Annotated in this window: 16 protein-coding genes and 1 pseudogene; 10 read left to right on the top strand and 7 right to left on the bottom strand. The window is 44.9% G+C overall.

Translation table 11 applies throughout. From position 1 onward, the window contains the following. Positions 1-2: 2 nt before the first annotated feature. Positions 3-1,364 carry a TRAP transporter large permease gene (locus AB4583_RS17030; protein WP_017060625.1) on the top strand — a complete coding sequence of 454 codons (1,362 nt, stop codon included), beginning with the start codon at positions 3-5 and terminating at the stop codon, positions 1,362-1,364. 54 nt (positions 1,365-1,418) lie between these two features. Here AB4583_RS17030 and AB4583_RS17025 read toward each other — a convergent pair whose 3' ends face one another. The 3 genes from AB4583_RS17025 to AB4583_RS17015 form a co-directional block, all read right to left on the bottom strand. Continuing rightward, positions 1,419-1,592 (bottom strand): hypothetical protein, encoded by a 174-nt coding sequence (locus tag AB4583_RS17025; RefSeq protein WP_017060624.1) that lies wholly within the window; start codon positions 1,590-1,592, stop codon positions 1,419-1,421. A gap of 78 nt (positions 1,593-1,670) precedes the next feature. Then, a complete protein-coding gene (locus tag AB4583_RS17020) occupies positions 1,671-3,020 on the bottom strand; it encodes a sigma-54 dependent transcriptional regulator (RefSeq protein ID WP_019824789.1) in 1,350 nt (449 codons plus the stop codon). 29 nt (positions 3,021-3,049) lie between these two features. Continuing rightward, positions 3,050-4,870 (bottom strand): ATP-binding protein, encoded by a 1,821-nt coding sequence (locus AB4583_RS17015; RefSeq protein WP_372118465.1) that lies wholly within the window; start codon positions 4,868-4,870, stop codon positions 3,050-3,052. 163 nt (positions 4,871-5,033) lie between these two features. Between AB4583_RS17015 and AB4583_RS17010 the strand changes: the two are divergent. From AB4583_RS17010 to AB4583_RS16975, 8 genes and pseudogenes are all read left to right on the top strand, one after another. Continuing rightward, positions 5,034-5,216, top strand: a pseudogene (locus tag AB4583_RS17010) (hypothetical protein); the annotation flags it as partial. 294 nt (positions 5,217-5,510) lie between these two features. Continuing rightward, complete coding sequence (tig, locus tag AB4583_RS17005) at positions 5,511-6,809, top strand: trigger factor (protein WP_017060621.1); 1,299 nt, start codon at positions 5,511-5,513, stop codon at positions 6,807-6,809. Between the two features lie 105 nt (positions 6,810-6,914). After that, positions 6,915-7,541: an ATP-dependent Clp endopeptidase proteolytic subunit ClpP gene (gene clpP / locus AB4583_RS17000; protein ID WP_004736080.1), complete on the top strand. Its 627-nt coding sequence runs from the start codon at positions 6,915-6,917 to the stop codon at positions 7,539-7,541. 81 nt (positions 7,542-7,622) lie between these two features. Beyond that, complete coding sequence (gene clpX / locus AB4583_RS16995) at positions 7,623-8,903, top strand: ATP-dependent protease ATP-binding subunit ClpX (RefSeq protein ID WP_009847283.1); 1,281 nt, start codon at positions 7,623-7,625, stop codon at positions 8,901-8,903. A gap of 132 nt (positions 8,904-9,035) precedes the next feature. Further along, the gene (lon, locus tag AB4583_RS16990) at positions 9,036-11,387 is read left to right on the top strand and encodes an endopeptidase La (protein ID WP_017060619.1); all 2,352 of its coding nucleotides are present in this window, start codon (positions 9,036-9,038) and stop codon (positions 11,385-11,387) included. A gap of 168 nt (positions 11,388-11,555) precedes the next feature. Further along, positions 11,556-11,849, top strand: coding sequence for an HU family DNA-binding protein (locus AB4583_RS16985; RefSeq protein WP_012604504.1), 294 nt, complete (start codon positions 11,556-11,558; stop codon positions 11,847-11,849). Positions 11,850-12,067: 218 nt separating this feature from the next. Beyond that, positions 12,068-13,933: a peptidylprolyl isomerase gene (gene ppiD / locus AB4583_RS16980; RefSeq protein ID WP_017060618.1), complete on the top strand. Its 1,866-nt coding sequence runs from the start codon at positions 12,068-12,070 to the stop codon at positions 13,931-13,933. Positions 13,934-14,157: 224 nt separating this feature from the next. Beyond that, the gene (locus tag AB4583_RS16975; protein WP_017060617.1) at positions 14,158-14,457 is read left to right on the top strand and encodes a helix-hairpin-helix domain-containing protein; all 300 of its coding nucleotides are present in this window, start codon (positions 14,158-14,160) and stop codon (positions 14,455-14,457) included. Here AB4583_RS16975 and rrtA read toward each other — a convergent pair. Further along, the gene (rrtA, locus tag AB4583_RS16970) at positions 14,448-14,996 is read right to left on the bottom strand and encodes a rhombosortase (RefSeq protein ID WP_372118460.1); all 549 of its coding nucleotides are present in this window, start codon (positions 14,994-14,996) and stop codon (positions 14,448-14,450) included. The genes AB4583_RS16975 and rrtA overlap by 10 nt on opposite strands. A gap of 9 nt (positions 14,997-15,005) precedes the next feature. On the opposite strand from rrtA, the gene AB4583_RS16965 reads away from it, so the two are divergent. After that, on the top strand, positions 15,006-15,605 hold the full coding sequence (locus AB4583_RS16965) for a tRNA-uridine aminocarboxypropyltransferase (protein ID WP_017060615.1): 600 nt from the start codon (positions 15,006-15,008) through the stop codon (positions 15,603-15,605). Positions 15,606-15,631: 26 nt separating this feature from the next. Here AB4583_RS16965 and AB4583_RS16960 read toward each other — a convergent pair whose 3' ends face one another. The 3 genes from AB4583_RS16960 to AB4583_RS16950 form a co-directional block, all read right to left on the bottom strand. Beyond that, entirely contained in the window at positions 15,632-16,975 is a 1,344-nt protein-coding gene (locus AB4583_RS16960; protein ID WP_017060614.1) for an anti-phage deoxyguanosine triphosphatase, read from the bottom strand. A gap of 55 nt (positions 16,976-17,030) precedes the next feature. Continuing rightward, positions 17,031-17,615: a 5'-deoxynucleotidase gene (yfbR, locus tag AB4583_RS16955; RefSeq protein WP_017060613.1), complete on the bottom strand. Its 585-nt coding sequence runs from the start codon at positions 17,613-17,615 to the stop codon at positions 17,031-17,033. A 169-nt stretch (positions 17,616-17,784) separates the two neighbouring features. After that, positions 17,785-19,017 (bottom strand): pyridoxal phosphate-dependent aminotransferase, encoded by a 1,233-nt coding sequence (locus AB4583_RS16950; RefSeq protein WP_017060166.1) that lies wholly within the window; start codon positions 19,015-19,017, stop codon positions 17,785-17,787. Positions 19,018-19,186: the final 169 nt, after the last annotated feature.

The following is a 19,186-nucleotide window of genomic DNA, read 5'->3' as shown; positions in this document are numbered from 1 at the left end:
TCATGGCAATGTTATTTCTATTTTTAATGGTAATTGCTTTCATGTTGGTCGGTGTACCAATTGCAATTTCCCTCGGTTTATCGAGCGTAATATTCTTATTGATGCACTCAGATGCGTCATTAGCTTCAGTCGCACAAACGCTGTTTAATGCATTTGCAGGCCACTACACACTCTTAGCGATTCCTTTCTTTATTTTGGCCTCTAGCTTCATGTCTACTGGTGGCGTGGCGAAACGTATTATCCGTTTTGCTATCGCGATGGTGGGTTGGTTCCGCGGCGGCTTGGCGATGGCGTCGGTTGTGGCATGTATGATGTTCGCAGCCCTTTCTGGTTCATCTCCTGCAACGGTAGTGGCGATCGGTAGTATCGTTATCGCAGGTATGATCAAAAACGGCTACTCAAAAGAGTTCGCGGCAGGGGTTATCTGTAACGCAGGTACGTTGGGGATCTTGATTCCACCGTCCATCGTGATGGTGGTATACGCGGCGGCGACCGATGTATCGGTAGGTCGTATGTTCTTAGGTGGCGTTATTCCTGGTTTGCTGGCGGGTGTGATGTTGATGATTGCTATCTACATCGCAGCACGTATTAAGAAGATTCCGGCACAGCCATTTGTGGGCTGGGGCGAGATGTTCGCAGCTGCGAAAGATGCGAGCTGGGGCTTGCTGCTGATTGTCATCATTCTGGGTGGTATCTACGGCGGTATTTTTACACCAACAGAAGCGGCGGCTGTTGCAGCGGTTTACGCATTCTTTATTGCTAACTTTATCTATAAAGATATGGGACCTTTCGCTGACAAGAACAATACAAAGCCTGCTTTGGTTAAGGTGTTCCAAACGTTTTTCCATAAAGACACCAAAGACACACTTTACGATGCAGGCAAGCTGACGATCATGCTGCTGTTTATCATTGCCAATGCTCTGATTCTTAAGCATGTACTGACCGAAGAACGCATTCCTCAAATGATCACTGAGTCTATGCTATCTGCGGGCTTGGGTCCGATCACCTTTTTGATTGTAGTAAACGTTTTACTCTTGATTGGTGGGCAGTTCATGGAGCCATCAGGCTTGCTGATCATTGTTGCTCCTTTGGTATTCCCAATTGCAATTGCGCTCGGTATCGACCCAATTCACCTAGGTATCATGATGGTGGTGAACATGGAGATAGGGATGATAACGCCGCCTGTCGGGCTCAATTTGTTTGTGACCGCAGGTGTCGCGAAGATGTCGATGATGAACGTGGTAAAAGCCGCATTGCCGTGGGTTGGGGTGATGTTCTTATTCCTGATTATCGTCACTTACGTACCTTGGGTATCAACATGGTTACCAACCACCTTGATGGGACCAGAGATCATAACCAAGTAGCTATTTGAGTCATTCACTGACATGGAATTTAATCCATAAAAAATGAGGAGGTCGCTAGACCTCCTCATCTATATTTCTGCCACGATTTGAATGAGGCTTTATCTGCTCATACAAAGCGCGTTTTGCCTCTAATTCTGGCGTGTGTAGATCGACATGATTGTCAGCATAAAAAATACCATCTATCTCGAAAGTATCTGTAATCGATGGCACTTTTGTTTTCTCACCCATAACCACTTCCTTATTATATTTATTGCATAACATCCTGTTGTCGAAATAAGTATAGGTGATCTTGCTCCCAAATCTAATTTAGTTTGGTTCTACCTTATAAGATTCTTTCGTTAGCTGGTGCTTTTGCATCTTATCGTAGAGGGTTTTCCTCGGTAATTGCAGCCTCTCCATGGTCTCTTTTATACTGCCATTGCATTCAATAAGTGCCTGCTTCAACGTGTTTTTTTCAAAGTCAGATACCAATTCTGCCAAAGACAGTTCTTGAGTAGTTTCAGTGGCGCTGTCTGATAAGTGAGAAAGCTTACCTAAAAGTACAAAACGCTCTGCAGTATTACGTAATTCTCGAACATTTCCCGGCCAATCATGAGCCAAAAGTGCGTGCAGTTCCTTTTGTGGAAGGGCTGGGGCTGTCTTGCCATAACGCGCCGCAGCAACCAGTAAGAAGTGATGGAACAGGGCTGGGATGTCTTCTTGTCTGCTTCTTAACGGCGGCAAGTCTAAGGTCACAACGTTAAGTCGATAATAGAGATCTTGGCGGAAAGTGCCTTCTTCAGCGGCTTTCTTTAAGTCGACTTTAGTGGCCGCAATCACTCGAATGTCCAGAGGGACTAAACCATTAGATCCAACCCTTTCGATGACTCGCTCTTGCAAGACGCGCAACAGGCGAATTTGTGCTTGCATCGGCATGGACTCAATTTCATCCAAGAATAGAGTTCCGCCTTGAGCAAATTCAAATTTACCCACTCGCTTGCTTTCTGCGCCAGTGAATGCGCCTTTTTCATGGCCGTACAGTTCACTCTCAATCAGGTTTTCAGGGACCGCGCCGCAGTTGACCGCGACGAAGTTTTGTTCTCGACGGCTGCTTTGTTCATGTAGAGAACGTGCAACTAATTCTTTGCCTGTGCCAGTTTCGCCAAATAACAAAATATCGGCGTTGGTGTCGGCAACGTGAGTGATGATAGACCGCAGTTCTGTCATTGATTGTGTGTCACCAATGATCCTTGGGCCAAGCGCTTGGCTGGCCTTGAGTGAACGTTTTAACTCAAGGTTCTCGAGGGTTAGTTGACGTTTTTCTATCGCTCGCTTGGTGGTTTCGATTAGGCGCTCATTGGCGAACGGTTTTTCGATGAAGTCATAGGCGCCGTATTGGATTGCTTGAACGGCCATCGAAATATCGCCGTGACCAGTAATCATAATTACGGGGATCTCTTTGTCTTTGTGCATCACGGTGTTGAGCAGATCATGCCCAGACAGACCCGGTAAACAGATATCAGTGATGATCACGTGAGGTAAGCCGTTTTCTTGAATCGCGAGCAGAGCTGACTCCGCATCGGGAAAGAATTCGGCATCAATGTCGGCGAGCTCGAAGCTCTGTTCAATCGCCATTCTTAGATCGGATTCATCATCAATGAAATAGACGTGACACATAGTGATTCCTTTACTTCTTTGTATTCTGGTTATTGCTGAGTTTTTGTTTGCTGTTCATGTCCAACAAGGGGCAACTCTATGCTGATTCGAGCACCGCCTTGAGGGCTACTACCGGTAACGAGCTTGCCATTTATTCCGTTGATTATTTGTTGAGAAATCGATAGCCCAAGTCCAAGTCCGTTTTTCTTGGTGGTATGGAAGGGTTCAAAAAAGTTTCCGCTAGAAGGGGAGGTGAAGCCGGGGCCGTTATCATCGACATGAATTAGCAAGGTATTGGCTTGTTGATGGTCGGACTCTCTAATCTCTAATAGAATAGCTAATTGTTTGTCATCTTGTTGTTCCACCGCCTGAATCGCGTTGGTCAGCAGGTTAATGATCACCTGTTCCAGTTGAATGGCGTTGGCGAGCACGCAAGCATCAAAGGTCTCAGGGAGTTCGTTGACCTTAACTCGCTCGCTCTTGAGTTGTGGCTTCATCAGCTCTTTCGATGAATTTAAAACTGGGAGTATTTGTAAGGTGTGTAGCTCTTCCGCAGTAGATTTTTTGGCGAACGAGCGAAGCTGGTGGCTGATTTTCGCCATACGATCAGTGAGTGCCGAGATTCGCGATAGATTGTCATCGACACGATCGGTTTTTTCTTTGGCAAGAAACAATCGGCCGTTGTCGGCATAACTGCGAATCGCGGCAAGCGGGTTATTCAGTTCGTGACTGATGCTCGCTGACATCTGCCCTAGCACTGCTAGTTTGGCGGCTTGGATGAGCTCGTCTTGGGTTTGCCTCAGAACATGCTCGGTTTCGATACGGTGTTTGATCTCAACATGTAACTCCGATGTACGTTCAAGCACTTGAAATTCGAGTTTTTGCTTGGCTTCGGATTGCAGCCTGTCTATCTGTGCTCGTCTTTGTTGTCTATGGTGGTTGAGCTGCATTGTTAGATAAATAATCGCAAAGATTAGGCTCAAAACAACAAGGTAAGCAACCAAGTCCCACCAAACTAAGTGGGTTGGAGAAAATACCCGTATGGTGAGTCTTGGTTCGGCTAGGAAACGCGAAGAACTAAAGAACTGCTCTTGGACGAGTTTGTGTGGCGACTCAATACGACTGGTGGCACTGTCTAAATCGCCGGAGAAGTGCAGGCTTTCTATTTTTGTATCGAGATACTGCCTGCTTTCTTGAATTCGAGTGTGTTGTACTTCGCTTAGCGGCTGAAGGCTTTTGAACAGCCACTCAGGGTTACTCGACATAAATACAATTTGATCTTTATCGTCAGCAACAAAAAAACTCTGTTTGCCTTTCCAACTTGCTTCAATCAGCGATAAATCCATCTTTACGACAATGACGCCAATAATCTCGGCGGCATAGGAGACGGGGTAAGAATAATAATAGCCTCGCTTTCCAGAGGTTGAACCTAGCGCAAAATATTGATTTTCATTGCCAATAATCGCTTCTTGAAAGTAGGGGCGGAAAGCAAAGTTACGACGAATAAAAGAACGCGGTTGATTCCAGTTACTGGCTGCAATGGTGGTGCCGATACTGTCTAGTAGGTAGGTGTCGGATGCTTGAATCACCGAGTTTACGTGCTCTAGATAACGATTAGTGAGTTCGATTTGCGCAGAGTTACTTGGAGAGTGCAGGGCATCGACCAGCTCTTTGTCTTTTGAAAGCAGCTCGGGAATGTGCGCGAACTTATCCAATTGGCTTGAAATATGAACAGAAAAGCGGTCCAGCTTAGATTGATGATCATTTAACAAACTTTCATGGCTCGTGCTCCACACCCAATGACCGCCAAACACCATCAGTAAACTGTATGTGACCATTAACAGTATTGGGATTTTAAAAGCTTGAAACATGAAGGCTCTCCGCTGATTTCTTTGGTAAACAATCAAGCCTGTCTTCTCTCGTTTATGGTAGCAAATAGCGGTAGTTTTTGCTGAAAGCAGAGAGTGAACAGATGGATGTAGGTTAAGGGTTTGTAACGGGGATTGTTGAAAAAGTTATCGACTCTGAGGGGTAAAACAAGAGCAAGATCTCTTTTTAAGGTTTTTAGCAAAAAAAGCCCTCGATTCCCTTGAAAAAGTCGCTATTGTCCCCATTTCTGTTGTGCTAAGTGATGATTTGATCGTTTTTGTATCACTTAGTTGGACGAATTTAGAGCATTCATCATCATGCAGAGGTGAACGGCTCGACAGAGATTAAACAGATCGCTAGAATGTCGCGTCTAAAATTTCTGTCCTGAGGCTAATCGGAGATACCTTTCTTGTTTCTGAAAACAAGCTTTATTGCGTTTTAATCGACGTGTGAAGAACGAAGATATCGCTGATTAGTCTGGTGTTTGGTTGAATAATCAATTCAGACATCAATGCTCGATTTTAAATTAGGTGTTCGGATAGAGCACTACACAAGGATGCAGCCAACAACGTCTGCTTTTGAATTAAAGCTAAGTTACGGCTCATATGCTCAGATTACTGAGCCAGTTTTGAGGTTTATATAATGCAAGTTACTGTTGAAACGCTAGAAGGCCTAGAGCGCCGTCTTAATATTACTGTTCCTGCTGCTAACATCGAAGATGCAGTTACAGCTGAACTACGCAACATCGCGAAAAACCGTCGTTTCGATGGTTTCCGTAAAGGCAAAGTGCCAATGAAGATGGTTGCTAAAATGTACGGCAAAGCAGTACGTCAAGACGTGATGGGCGAAGTAATGCAACGTCACTTCATCGAAGCGATCGTTAAAGAGAAAATCAACCCAGCTGGCGCACCTACTTTCGCACCAGTTGAAAACAACGAAGGCGCTGACCTAGTATTCAACGCAACTTTTGAAGTTTACCCAGAAGTTGAGCTGAAAGGTCTAGAAAACATCACTGTTGAGAAACCAGCAGTAGAAGTTAAAGAAGCTGACGTTGAAGAGATGATCGAAACTCTACGTAAGCAACAAGCAACTTGGACTGAAGTTGAAGCTGCTGCTGACGCTGGTTCTCGTGCAACTATCGACTTCGTTGGTTCTATCGACGGTGAAGAGTTTGAAGGCGGCAAAGCTGAGAACTTCCCACTAGAGATGGGCGCTGGTCGCATGATCCCTGGCTTCGAAGACGGTATCGTTGGTAAAACAGCAGGTATGGAATTCGAAATCGACGTAAACTTCCCAGAAGATTACCACGCTGAAAACCTAAAAGGTAAAGCAGCTAAGTTTGCAATCAAAGTAAACAAAGTTGAAGCTCGTGAACTTCCAGAACTAAACGAAGAATTCGTTGCTAAGTTCGGCGCAACTGACGGCGTTGAAGGTCTTAAAGCTGAAGTTCGTAAGAACATGGAGCGTGAGCTTAAGCAAGCTGTTAAGAACCGCATCAAAGAGCAAGCTATCGACGGTCTAGTTAACGAAAACAACATCGACGTACCTTCTGCTCTAATCGATCAAGAGATCGGTGTTCTACGTCAACAAGCTGCTCAACGTTTCGGTGGCAACACTGAAGCTGCTGACCAACTTCCACGTGAGCTGTTCGAAGAGCAAGCTAAACGTCGCGTAGTTGTAGGTCTTCTACTTGGTGAAGTAATCAAGACTGAAGAGCTAAAAGCTGACGACGAGAAAGTTAAAGCTATCATCGAAGAGATGGCTACAGCATACGAAGATCCAACAGAAGTTATTGCTTACTACGAGCAAAACGAGCAAATGATGAACAACATGCGCAACGTTGCTCTAGAAGAGCAAGCTATTGATGCAATCATCGCTAAAGCTCAAGTTTCTGATAAAGAAGTTAGCTTCAACGAGCTAATGAATCAGCAACCTGCTTAATATAGTAATATCTGACGTAGAAGGTTGACGTACGGTCAACAATTCTGCTAACAATGGTCCGTATGATTTAATCATTCGGGCCATTTATTTTAGGGACATAAGAATATGAGCTACCAAGAAAAAAATACAATGCCATCGATTATGGACGCACTAGTTCCTATGGTGGTTGAACAGACTTCCCGTGGTGAACGTTCTTACGATATTTATTCTCGTCTATTAAAAGAACGTATCATTTTCTTAACAGGTCAAGTGGAAGACCACATGGCAAATCTTGTCGTGGCTCAACTGCTTTTCTTGGAATCAGAAAACCCAGACAAAGATATCTATCTTTACATCAACTCACCTGGCGGTAGCGTAACAGCAGGCATGTCTATCTACGACACAATGCAGTTCATCAAGCCAAACGTGAGCACAGTATGTATGGGTCAAGCTTGCTCTATGGGTGCATTCTTACTAGCGGGTGGTACTCCTGGTAAGCGTCACGTGCTTCCAAACTCACGTGTAATGATTCACCAGCCACTTGGCGGTTTCCAAGGCCAAGCGTCTGATATTCAAATTCACGCGCAAGAGATCCTAACGATCAAACAAAAGCTAAACAAACTATTGGCAGAGCACACAGGTCAGCCTCTAGAAGTTGTTGAGCGCGATACAGATCGTGATAACTTCATGTCTGCTGATCAAGCAGTAGAATACGGCTTGGTGGATTCAGTTCTTAATCACCGCGGTCAATAATTGCAGGGCAATTGTTTAACGCAAAGTGATTCAAATTGATATACACTCAAGCATAGAGAGTTAAGGCTAAGAGGTTAGCGAATGACAGATAAAAGCAAAGAGGGTGGTAGCGGTAAACTGCTTTACTGCTCTTTCTGTGGCAAAAGCCAACACGAAGTTCGCAAGTTAATCGCAGGTCCTTCTGTTTACATTTGTGATGAATGTGTCGATCTTTGTAACGACATTATTCGTGAAGAAATTAAAGATGTTCTTCCTAAGAAAGAATCGGAATCGCTGCCAACGCCGCGTGAGATTCGTGAGCATCTTGACGACTATGTAATCGGTCAAGAATACGCGAAGAAAGTGCTAGCAGTTGCAGTTTATAACCACTACAAGCGTTTACGTAATGGTGATACGACAGCTGAAGGCGTAGAGCTAGGTAAGAGTAACATTCTTCTTATCGGTCCTACTGGTAGTGGTAAAACACTACTGGCTGAAACATTGGCTCGTTTCCTAGACGTTCCTTTCACAATGGCAGACGCAACAACACTAACCGAAGCGGGTTACGTGGGCGAAGATGTTGAAAACATCATCCAGAAGTTGCTTCAGAAATGTGATTACGACGTAGCGAAAGCGGAACGCGGCATTGTTTACATCGATGAAATCGACAAGATTTCTCGTAAAGCTGAAAACCCATCAATCACGCGTGACGTGTCTGGTGAAGGTGTACAGCAAGCTCTACTAAAACTTGTTGAAGGTACAGTAGCTTCAGTTCCACCTCAAGGTGGTCGTAAGCATCCACAGCAAGAGTTCTTGCAAGTGGACACGTCTAAGATCTTATTTATCTGTGGTGGTGCGTTTGCAGGCCTAGATAAAGTGATTGAACAGCGTGTAGAAACAGGTTCAGGTATCGGCTTTGGCGCAGAAGTGCGTTCAAAAGATGAAACCAAAACTATCGGTGAATTGTTCACTCAAGTAGAACCTGAAGATCTAGTGAAGTATGGTCTAATTCCTGAATTCATTGGTCGTCTACCTGTGACAACAACACTGACAGAGCTTGATGAAGAAGCGCTAATCCAAATCCTATGTGAGCCAAAGAATGCACTTACAAAACAGTACGCAGCATTATTTGAGCTTGAGGATACAGAGTTAGAATTCCGTGAAGATGCTTTACGTGCCATTGCTAAGAAAGCAATGAACCGTAAAACAGGTGCTCGTGGTCTACGTTCTATCTTGGAGGGTGTTCTACTAGAAACTATGTACGAACTGCCATCTTCAACTGATGTAAGCAAGGTTGTGATTGATGAGTCGGTAATTAATGGTGAGTCAGAACCACTATTAATTTACAGCAACTCAGATAACCAAGCAGCTGTTGCAGAGTAGGTCTTTTTTAGACAAGTCACTCAAATTGAAAAAGGAGGTAAGCAATTACCTCCTTTTTTTTATTCTTCCATTGAATCCAGTCGTTTAAGCCCCATATACTGCTTTATAAGTTAAAGCGGAAGAGAGAAATATATGAACTTGGAACGTTCCGAGCGTATCGAAATCCCCGTGCTACCTCTACGTGATGTAGTGGTTTACCCACACATGGTTATTCCATTGTTTGTTGGTCGTGAAAAATCGATTACTTGCCTTGAATCGGCAATGGAAGCTAACAAACAAGTACTACTTGTAGCGCAGAAAGAAGCGGACACTGATGAGCCTTCAATTGACGACCTATTTAAAGTAGGAACTGTCGCTACCATTCTTCAGTTACTAAAGCTCCCTGATGGTACTGTTAAAGTGCTTGTCGAAGGTCAGCAGCGTGCAAAAATTCACCAATTCAAAGAAAGTGAGTTTTTCTTAGCGGACGCAGAATACGTTGTAACCTCAGAACTTGACGAAAAAGAACAAGAAGTGGTTGTTCGCAGCGCGATCAATCAATTCGAAGGCTTTATTAAGCTGAACAAAAAGATTCCACCAGAAGTTCTAACATCTCTGAACGGTATTGATGAGGCAGCTCGCCTTGCTGATACGATTGCTGCACACATGCCACTTAAACTGGTAGACAAGCAGCACGTTCTAGAAATCTTAGATGTGACTGAACGTCTGGAATTCTTGATGGGCCAAATGGAGTCAGAAATTGACATCTTGCAAGTTGAAAAACGCATTCGTGGCCGCGTTAAGAAGCAAATGGAAAAATCTCAGCGTGAGTACTACCTGAATGAGCAAATGAAAGCGATTCAGAAAGAACTTGGCGAGATGGACGACGCTCCTGATGAATTCGAGACTCTGAAGAAGAAGATCGAAGACTCTAAGATGCCTCAAGAAGCTCGTGAAAAAACCGAGCAAGAACTGCAAAAACTGAAAATGATGTCGCCAATGTCTGCTGAAGCAACAGTAGTACGTAGCTACATTGATTGGATGGTGGGCGTTCCTTGGGCTAAGCGTTCAAAAGTGAAAAAGAATCTAGCGAAAGCGGAAGAGATCTTAAACGAAGACCACTACGGCTTAGAGCGTGTTAAAGAACGTATTCTTGAATACTTGGCAGTACAAAACCGTATCAACAAGCTAAAAGGCCCAATCCTTTGTCTTGTTGGTCCTCCTGGTGTAGGTAAAACCTCGCTAGGTCGTTCGATTGCTGCGGCAACGGGTCGTAAGTACACGCGTATGGCACTTGGTGGCGTTCGTGATGAAGCTGAGATTCGTGGTCACCGTCGTACGTACATCGGTTCACTTCCGGGTAAACTGATCCAGAAGATGTCTAAAGTTGGTGTTAAGAACCCACTGTTCCTATTAGATGAGATCGATAAGATGTCTTCTGATATGCGTGGCGACCCATCTTCAGCACTTCTAGAAGTTCTAGATCCAGAACAAAACAACGCATTTAACGATCACTACCTAGAAGTAGATTACGATCTGTCAGATGTTATGTTCGTGGCAACATCGAACTCGATGGACATTCCTGGGCCTCTACTGGACCGTATGGAAGTGATTCGTCTATCTGGTTACACAGAAGATGAGAAGCTGAACATTGCTAAGAGCCATTTACTGGACAAGCAAGTTCAACGCAACGGTCTTAAGCCTCATGAAATTGAGATTGAAGACTCTGCAATCATCGGGATCATTCGTTACTACACGCGTGAAGCGGGTGTACGTAGCCTAGAGCGTGAAATCTCAAAGATCTGTCGTAAAGCAGTGAAGAACATCTTGCTAGACAGCGATCTTAAGTCTGTAACGGTTAACATTGATAACCTGAAAGAGTACTTAGGTGTTCAACGCCACGACTTCGGTAAAGCGGATGAAAGCAACCGTATCGGTCAAGTAACAGGCCTAGCGTGGACTCAAGTGGGTGGTGATCTACTGACTATCGAGACCGAAGCAATGCCGGGCAAAGGTAAGCTAACGCAAACTGGCTCACTTGGCGACGTGATGAAAGAGTCGATTCAAGCGGCAATGACAGTGGTTCGTTCTCGTGCTGAAAAACTGGGTATCAACTCAGATTTCTACGAAAAACGTGACATTCACGTTCACGTACCAGAAGGTGCTACACCGAAAGATGGCCCGAGTGCGGGTATCGCAATGTGTACTGCACTTGTCTCTAGCTTGACGGGTAACCCGGTTAAAGCAGAGGTCGGTATGACAGGTGAAATTACCCTTCGTGGTGAAGTTTTACCTATCGGTGGCTTGAAAGAAAAACTGCTTGCTGCACACCGTGGCGGCATCAAAACTGTACTGATCCCTAAAGACAATGAGCGTGATTTGGAAGAGATTCCAGACAACGTAATCGCTGACTTGAAGGTGATCCCGGTTCAGTGGATTGATGAAGTACTCAAAGTCGCGCTAGAACGAGATCCGTCAGGGGTCGAGTTTGACGTGAAAAAATAGTGATGCATAGCAAAAATAAGTAAAGAATTACGCTGATAGGCCCGAAAAGGCTTGTCAGCGTTTTTTTTGGACGCTAAGTTATTGATCAAAGCGGCAGCCCTTTTGCAATAAGGCTTGCGGCTAAATTAAAACCAAAATGGAACGTACAGTCATCAGAAGTAGTCACAGATGACACATAGGGGAAAAACAGTGAATAAAACACAACTAGTAGAATCAATCGCAGAAAACGCAGACATCTCTAAAGCTTCAGCTGGCCGCGCTCTAGACGCATTCATCGAAGCAGTTGGCACAACGCTACAATCTGGTGACCAAGTTGCACTTGTTGGCTTTGGTACTTTCAGTGTTCGTACTCGTGCTGCTCGTACAGGTCGTAACCCAAAAACTGGTGAAGAGATCCAAATCGCAGAAGCTAAAGTACCTGGCTTCAAAGCGGGTAAAGCACTTAAAGACGCATGTAACTAATTTTCACTGCTGAAACCTCCATTTAAGAGGGGAAGGCAGTAAAATGCGTTTACTGTTTGAAAAATGATGTTTCATTCTTAAACAGTATGTGTACAAAGCACATTGAACTTATTTAAATTATGCGCATCCTACTGATGCGCATTTCTTTTTCTGATAATATCGCGTGAATAGATTTTTATTTTGAAGCCAATGCTTCATATCCGGAGAGCACTTAAATTATGATGGATCGATTACGCGAAGGCGTGAATAGCATCGCGGTAAAAATTATCCTTGGGTTGATTATCCTGTCATTCGTATTCGCAGGTGTAGGCAGCTACATCACCGGTGGCGGTAACAACGCAGCAGCTAAAGTTGGCAACACAGAAATTGCTCGTGGTGAGTTCGAACAGGCTTACCAAAACGAACGTAATCGTATGCAGTCTCAACTTGGCGATTACTTCGCGCAAATGCTTGCAGACCCTGCTTACGTAGAGTCTTTCCGTAAATCAGTACTTGATCGCATGATCAATGACGTACTGCTTGAGCAGCAAGCTGAGTCTCTAGGCCTACGAATCAGTGATTCTCAAATCCGTACCATGATTCTAGAAATGCCTCAGTTCCAAACGGCGGGTCAATTCGACCAAGAAGTTTACCAATCGGCACTACGTCGTGCAGGTTTCAGCGCAGAGAGCTTCGCTGAATACATGCGTCGTGACCTTATGCGCAACCAGCTTGTGACTGCACTTCAAGGCAGTGAATTCGTTCTTCAGGGCGAAATCGATACTCAGAGCAAGCTTATCGCACAAACTCGTGACATTCGCACAGTGACACTGTCTGTTGCTGACCTTGCAAAAGACATCGAGTTAACTGACGAGCAAATCGAACAGTACTACCAAGAGAACCCAGCAGCTTACACTCGTCCAGAGCAAGCTAAGGTATCTTACATTGAGCTTTCTGCTGAAGCGCTTAAGTCTCAGCTTGAAGTAAGCGATGAAGAAGCACAGAAATACTACCAAGAGCACCTAGACAAGTACTCAACGGAAGAGCAACGTAAAGTTAGCCACATCCTAGTTCAAGGCGATGACGAAGCGAAAGCTCAGGCAATCCTAGACGAGCTAAATGCAGGCGCTGATTTTGCTACGCTAGCGGAAGAGAAATCTGACGACTTCGGTAGTGCAGACGTTGGCGGTGACCTAGGTTGGATTGAGCGCGATGTTATGGACCCTGCATTCGAAGACGCGGCTTTCGCTCTTGAGAATATTGGCGATACTACTGGCCTAGTTAAATCTGATTTCGGCTACCACATCATCAAGCTAGACGAACTAAAAGCGTCTCAAGCTCAGCCTTACACTGAAGTAGCGGCAGAGATTAAGACAGAGCTTCTAGACCAACACGCAGTTGATCAGTTCTACGAGCAACAAACTGAGCTAGAAAAAGTAGCGTTTGAATTCCCAGATTCTCTAGATGATTCTGCAGAAGCTATCAACGCGAAGATCACAACGACAGATTTCATCTCTCAAGTTGACGCTCCAGAAGTTCTGATGACGCCTGCAGTTATGCAAGCTATCTTGAGCCCTGAAGTGAAAGAAGACGGTCTAAACTCGGAAGTTATCGAAGTTGCACCTGAGCACGTAATTGTTGTTCGTGTAGAAGAGACTCGTGATGAGACAGTTCTTCCTCTAGCTGAAGTGAAAGATCAAGTTGTCGCTGCACTGTCTGCTGTACAAGCAGAGCAGCAAGCGGTTGAGCTAGGTGTTTCTCTAGTGAACGAACTTGAGCAAGGCAATGAAGCAGTACTAGCGGACAACAACCTTGAGTTCACTGAACTTGAAACGATTGACCGTAACTCGCCATTAGCGGCATCTGTATTCGCTCTAGCGAAACCAGAAGCAGGTCAAGCTGTGTTCGGTCAATCTAAAGACCAAGACGGTAATATCGTTGTTGTTGAGCTTTCTAAAGTAACGGCTGAGATCAACCCAGCCTACAGCACTCAAATTGGTGCACAGTTGGAGCGAGTTGGTAACCAGCAAGACCTGACTAACGTATTAAACGTACTTCGTAAAAACGCAGACGTTGAATACTACGTAGTGGGTCAAGGTCAGTAAGCGTTTGATTACCTCAGTAGCAAGCTCAAGTTAGAGCTTACTACTGAAATCAACACGTGATTGTTAGGCTTTAATTCAGATTTGTGAGCCAACAAACAAGCTGATGAAAATAAGATGTATAACGAAGCGGGTCACTTAGGTGATCCGCTTTATTTTTATCTGGTGATTGTGTTATCTAGCGCGGCAAATGCATAAGTTACGTTTTTTGAACAAAGGAACTATTTATGCGCACGATATATTCAACACTAATTCTTTCATTTCTGATGCTCTTAAGCCCTGCCGTGTTTGCAGACAGCCCAACCAAGGCTGAGCTTTACGAAGGCATTGAGATTACGGTCAACATCAATACCGCGACGGCAGAAGAACTTTCAGCACTATTGGTTGGCGTGGGTGACAAGAAAGCCAAAGAAATCGTCGATTACAGAGATCAGAACGGGGCATTTACTACTGCTGATGATTTGGTGAGTGTCAAAGGGATAGGTGAAGCGACGGTTGAAAAGAACCGCGAAAGAATTCAACTTTGACCCGTTTTTCTACTTGTTAGAAATGAAGCGATAGATATGAAGCCTCCGGCCAATGCACCTGCTAGGTGGGCTTCAATCGCGATACGAGCATTAATCAGTTCACCAGTCGTGCTAGAAGGGCCAATAAGCTGCTCCCAAGCGATTTTAGCGACTAATCCGAATACTAACAGCCAACTAGACTTCCTGCCGTTTAAAGCCTCTCTGAGCGCGAATAAGCCAAACAACCCATGCAAAGTGCCCGATAGGCCAACGTAGATCTGAATACTTGAAAACAACAGAGCGACGCCAGTCACTAAACTGATCACAAGCAAAGCAACAACAAGCTGTTTTTTACTCGGTTGAAACAGGTAGCAGATGATCCACAAGCCTGCTAGATTCATCAGAAGATGCGAGTAGTTGGTATGTGAAAAGTTTCCTGTTAGGATTCGCCACCATTGCCCATCGGCAATCGCATTGCTATCCCAAACGACCCAAGCTTGTATTGGCTCAAATTGGAATAAGACGCATAAAAGTGAAATGAAAATTAAAACAGGGTACACATTAAATCCATGTCTCGTTATTGCCCCCAATGCAGCAAGGCTTTGAAAGCTTGTATTTGTCAGTGGGTTACACCACTCGAATCGAATGTTGAGCTTATCATTCTTCAGCACCCATCAGAAGAGCATCGTCCGATGGGAACAGCGCGTATTCTCTCGTTATCTCTTAATAACAGCGTGACGTTTGTTGGCGAAGACTTTTCAGACAACGAACAACTCAACGCATTGTTGTGCGATGAACAGTATCAACATGTGATTTTATACCCAAGCGAAAACTCTGTTTCAGTTGAGTCGGCGACATCTCCCAATAAGAAGCTGCGTGTGATTTTATTGGATGGCACGTGGAAGAAAGCATTCAAGATGTGGCAAGTATCGAGTAACTTGCATGCGTTGAACACGGTTCATTTACCGAAAGATCTCAAGGGTAATTACCGAATTCGCAAAGCACCCAGTGAAAATAGCCTTTCAACCGTTGAAGCTGGCTATCATTTACTTAGCTTGTTAGAGCGTGATGGCGACTTTAGCCCTTTGCTAACGGCATTTGACCAAATGATTCAGTTTCAAATCAATCAAATGCCGCCGGGCGTGTTTGAGAAAAACTACTTAGATTAAGCCGTTTTAGTAAAGTGAGTCAGGAATTAAAACTCGGTATGAGCTGAGAACAGTTGCTGATGCATTTTCTGCGCAAGATCATCAGTCATCGATGAAATGTAATCGGCTATCACGCGCATTTTTCGAGACTCATCTTGATGTTGTAGCCATTGCTTCTTGATGGGCAGTGGCAGCAAGCGTTCAGGATCTGCGCTGAATGCTTCAAACATATCCATGATGATCTGTTGACCTTTGTATTCGATGACCTGAACCTGTGGCACTTGAATAACGAACTCGCTGACAAAGTGTTTCAGCTTATCGAGTGTGCCGTCCATGCTCGGCTCGAGCACCGCATTGTAAGCCAACAGTACATTCTCAAAGTTAGCCTCCACTCGCTTAATCGAGATACTGGTCAACAGTGCGTTGACTATCCCACCAATCGCATCCTTTCGACGATACTGTTCACCAGAGAAAAGCATCTCTGTAATTGAATCTAGGTGTTCACAAATCCATGGGTCGGCCATCTCTTTCAGTTGAGGGTAAGCCGATTCGACCCACTGAGCTTTGGTCACAGAGCCAAGCACAATCGCATCTTCTAAATCGTGCACGCCATACGCGATGTCGTCAGCAAGTTCCATGATCGAACAATCCAGTGACTTATATTTGGTCTTGTTGTGCTCAAGTGGCTCGGTATGCGTTTTTCTTTTCTGTTTTAGGAGCTGTTGGTCGCTGCTTGAAAGCGGTTCAAGCACCCAGTTAAACAACTCTTCATCATGATCGTAGATGCCTTTTGCTGGCATCCAATCTTTAGCTCGGAGTTGTCGTTGATGCTTAACGGGTTCAGACTGCAATTTAGCTTGAACCTCACTCAGCAGAGAAGGGTACTTAATTAGACCTAACAAAGTGCGTCGAGATAGGTTCATCCCGTGATGTTCAGTGTAAGGTTCTAGCTGTGTGACTATGCGAAACGTTTGAGCGTTGCCCTCAAAGCCGCCGTGGTCGCGCATCATGTAGTTGAGTGCGACTTCGCCGCCATGTCCATAGGGTGGATGACCGATGTCGTGAGCCAAACACAGTGAATCAATCAAACTGTCTGAGGGTAATAGGTCTCGAAATTCGGGCTGCTTTTTCTTCAGTTGAGCGACGATACCGGTGCCAAGCTGAGCGGCCTCAAGAGAGTGGGTAAGGCGCGTTCGGTGAAAGTCGTTGACCGTGGTGCCATGGATCTGGGTTTTCGCTTGTAAGCGACGGAAAGCAGCAGAGTGAAGCACGCGCGCACGGTCACGCTGATACGGGCTGCGGTGGTCATCCCGTCTTATTTTATGTTCATCGTCATTTCGATGCTGCCATTCTTGTTCGAGTACAAAGGGTGGTTCGAGTTGAGAATTCAAAATAGCACCTATCAAATTGATTTTATTTAGCTAATTAAAAACAACTTATACCCAGCTAGCTTATCTCGTCTAGTGATAATTCAAAGCTCGGTGCGAATGTGGTGAGAAAGTAGTCCATTTCTGGGCTTTTGCGTTGTTCGAGTGTCTCTTCCAATCGGCGCTTGGCTTGCTCGTATTCATGATTGCCCGCACTGAGCTCTTCCAAGCATTTCAGGTACGCACAGATAGTATCTGCCTGCTTGACGATGCTTTGCTCTTCTTTACTCGCAGTACCAGATATTAAGAAGGGGGCGAAGTCGTCTCTGAACTCTTCTGGCAACATCGAAAGCAGTCTTTGTTCTGCCGCGGCTTCTATCTTCTTATACTCTTGTGCAATATCCGGGTTGTAGTATTTAACTGGCGTTGGCAAATCACCCGTCAGTACCTCACTGGTGTCGTGGTACATGCCAAGCAGAGCAATGTGCTCGGGGTTAAGCTGACCATCAAACTTCTTGTTTTTGATCAGTGCCAAGGCGTGTGCCACGAAAGCAACCTGTAGGCTATGTTCTGAAATGTTCTCGCTTGATACCGAACGCATCAGGGGCCAGCGTTGAATTAGCTTCATGCGTGCGAGATGGGCAAAGAAATGGCTCTGTTTCATAAATGTCCTTTTTAAACAATGCTCCACTCGTATCTTGTGTTTGCACAGGGATACGAGACAGCGGATACAAAAAAGGCTCCTAAACAGGAGCCTTTTAAGCATAGAAGTGAATGAATACAAGTTAAAGTCTTTTAAAACAGCAAATTGTAGCCATCTTTCTTTGTGCTCATTAACCTTCGATGAGGTCGTCTTGGCTGTAAGTCTGTAAGAAGCGCTCTAAACGACCAATTGCGATTTCTAGATCTTCGATGTGCGGCAGAGTCACGATACGGAAGTGATCCGGTTTCGGCCAATTGAAGCCCGTACCTTGAACCAATAGCACCTTCTCTTGCTTAAGGAAGTCGAGTACAAACTTCTGATCGTCTTTGATGTTGTACATGTTGGTGTCGATTTTAGGGAACAGGTACATTGCACCTTTCGGTTTCACACAAGAAACGCCAGGGATCTTGTTGATCAGTTCCCATGCACGGTCACGCTGTTCAAGCAGTCGACCGCCTGGAAGAATCAGCTCATTGATACTCTGATAGCCACCGAGTGCGGTTTGGATAGCGTGTTGCATCGGAACGTTGGCACACAAACGCATTGAGGCCAGCATTTCTAGTCCTTCAACGTAGCCTTTCGCTAGGTGTTTAGGGCCTGTTAAGAACATCCAACCACCACGGAAACCACATACACGGTAAGCTTTAGATAGGCCGTTGAACGTGACCATTAATACGTCTTCAGCAAGCGTTGCCACTGAAGTGTGTACCGCACCGTCGTAAAGTACTTTGTCGTAGATTTCATCGGCGAAGATGATCAAACCGTGCTCACGAGCAATCTCAACCACTTGTAATAGGAAATCACGGCTGTATACCGCGCCTGTTGGGTTGTTCGGGTTGATAAGAACGATGCCGCGCGTCTTTGGTGAGATCTTCGCGCGCATGTCGTCTAAATCTGGATACCAATCAGCATCTTCATCACACATGTAGTGAACCGGTGTACCACCAGAAAGCGCAACAGACGCTGTCCATAGTGGGTAATCCGGAGCGGGAACTAAGATTTCATCACCATTATCCAGTAGCGCTTGCATAGACATAACGATAAGCTCTGATGCGCCGTTACCAATGTAAACGTCTTCTACATCAAGGTTACGTAGGCCTTTTTTCTGGTAGTGCTGAACAACCGCTTTGCGGGCTGAATAGATGCCTTTTGAGTCGCAGTAACCTTGAGATGTCGGTAGGTTACGGATTACGTCAACAAGGATTTCATCAGGGGCGTCAAAACCAAATGGGGCGGGGTTACCAATATTAAGCTTCAGTATTTTATGCCCTTCTTCTTCCATGCGCTTAGCATGTTTGAGTACAGGCCCCCTGATTTCGTAGCATACGCTGTTGAGTTTTGACGACATCCCGATATTTTGCATTGCCGATTTCCTGAAATTAATTTAAATACTTTATTAAAGTACCGCAAAATGGCGTTTGATAGAATAAAAATCTGATGAATGTCGCATTTCAGTGTCACGTTTAGCCTTTTTGTTGTCACTCTTTTCTAAATTTTAATTAATCGCTTTCTTGGTTATTGGCTAAGATGAA

Source organism: Vibrio sp. 10N.222.49.C12 (assembly GCF_041475025.1).
Lineage (GTDB): Bacteria > Pseudomonadota > Gammaproteobacteria > Enterobacterales > Vibrionaceae > Vibrio > Vibrio crassostreae_C.
This window is presented reverse-complemented; position numbering and strand designations above follow the sequence as displayed.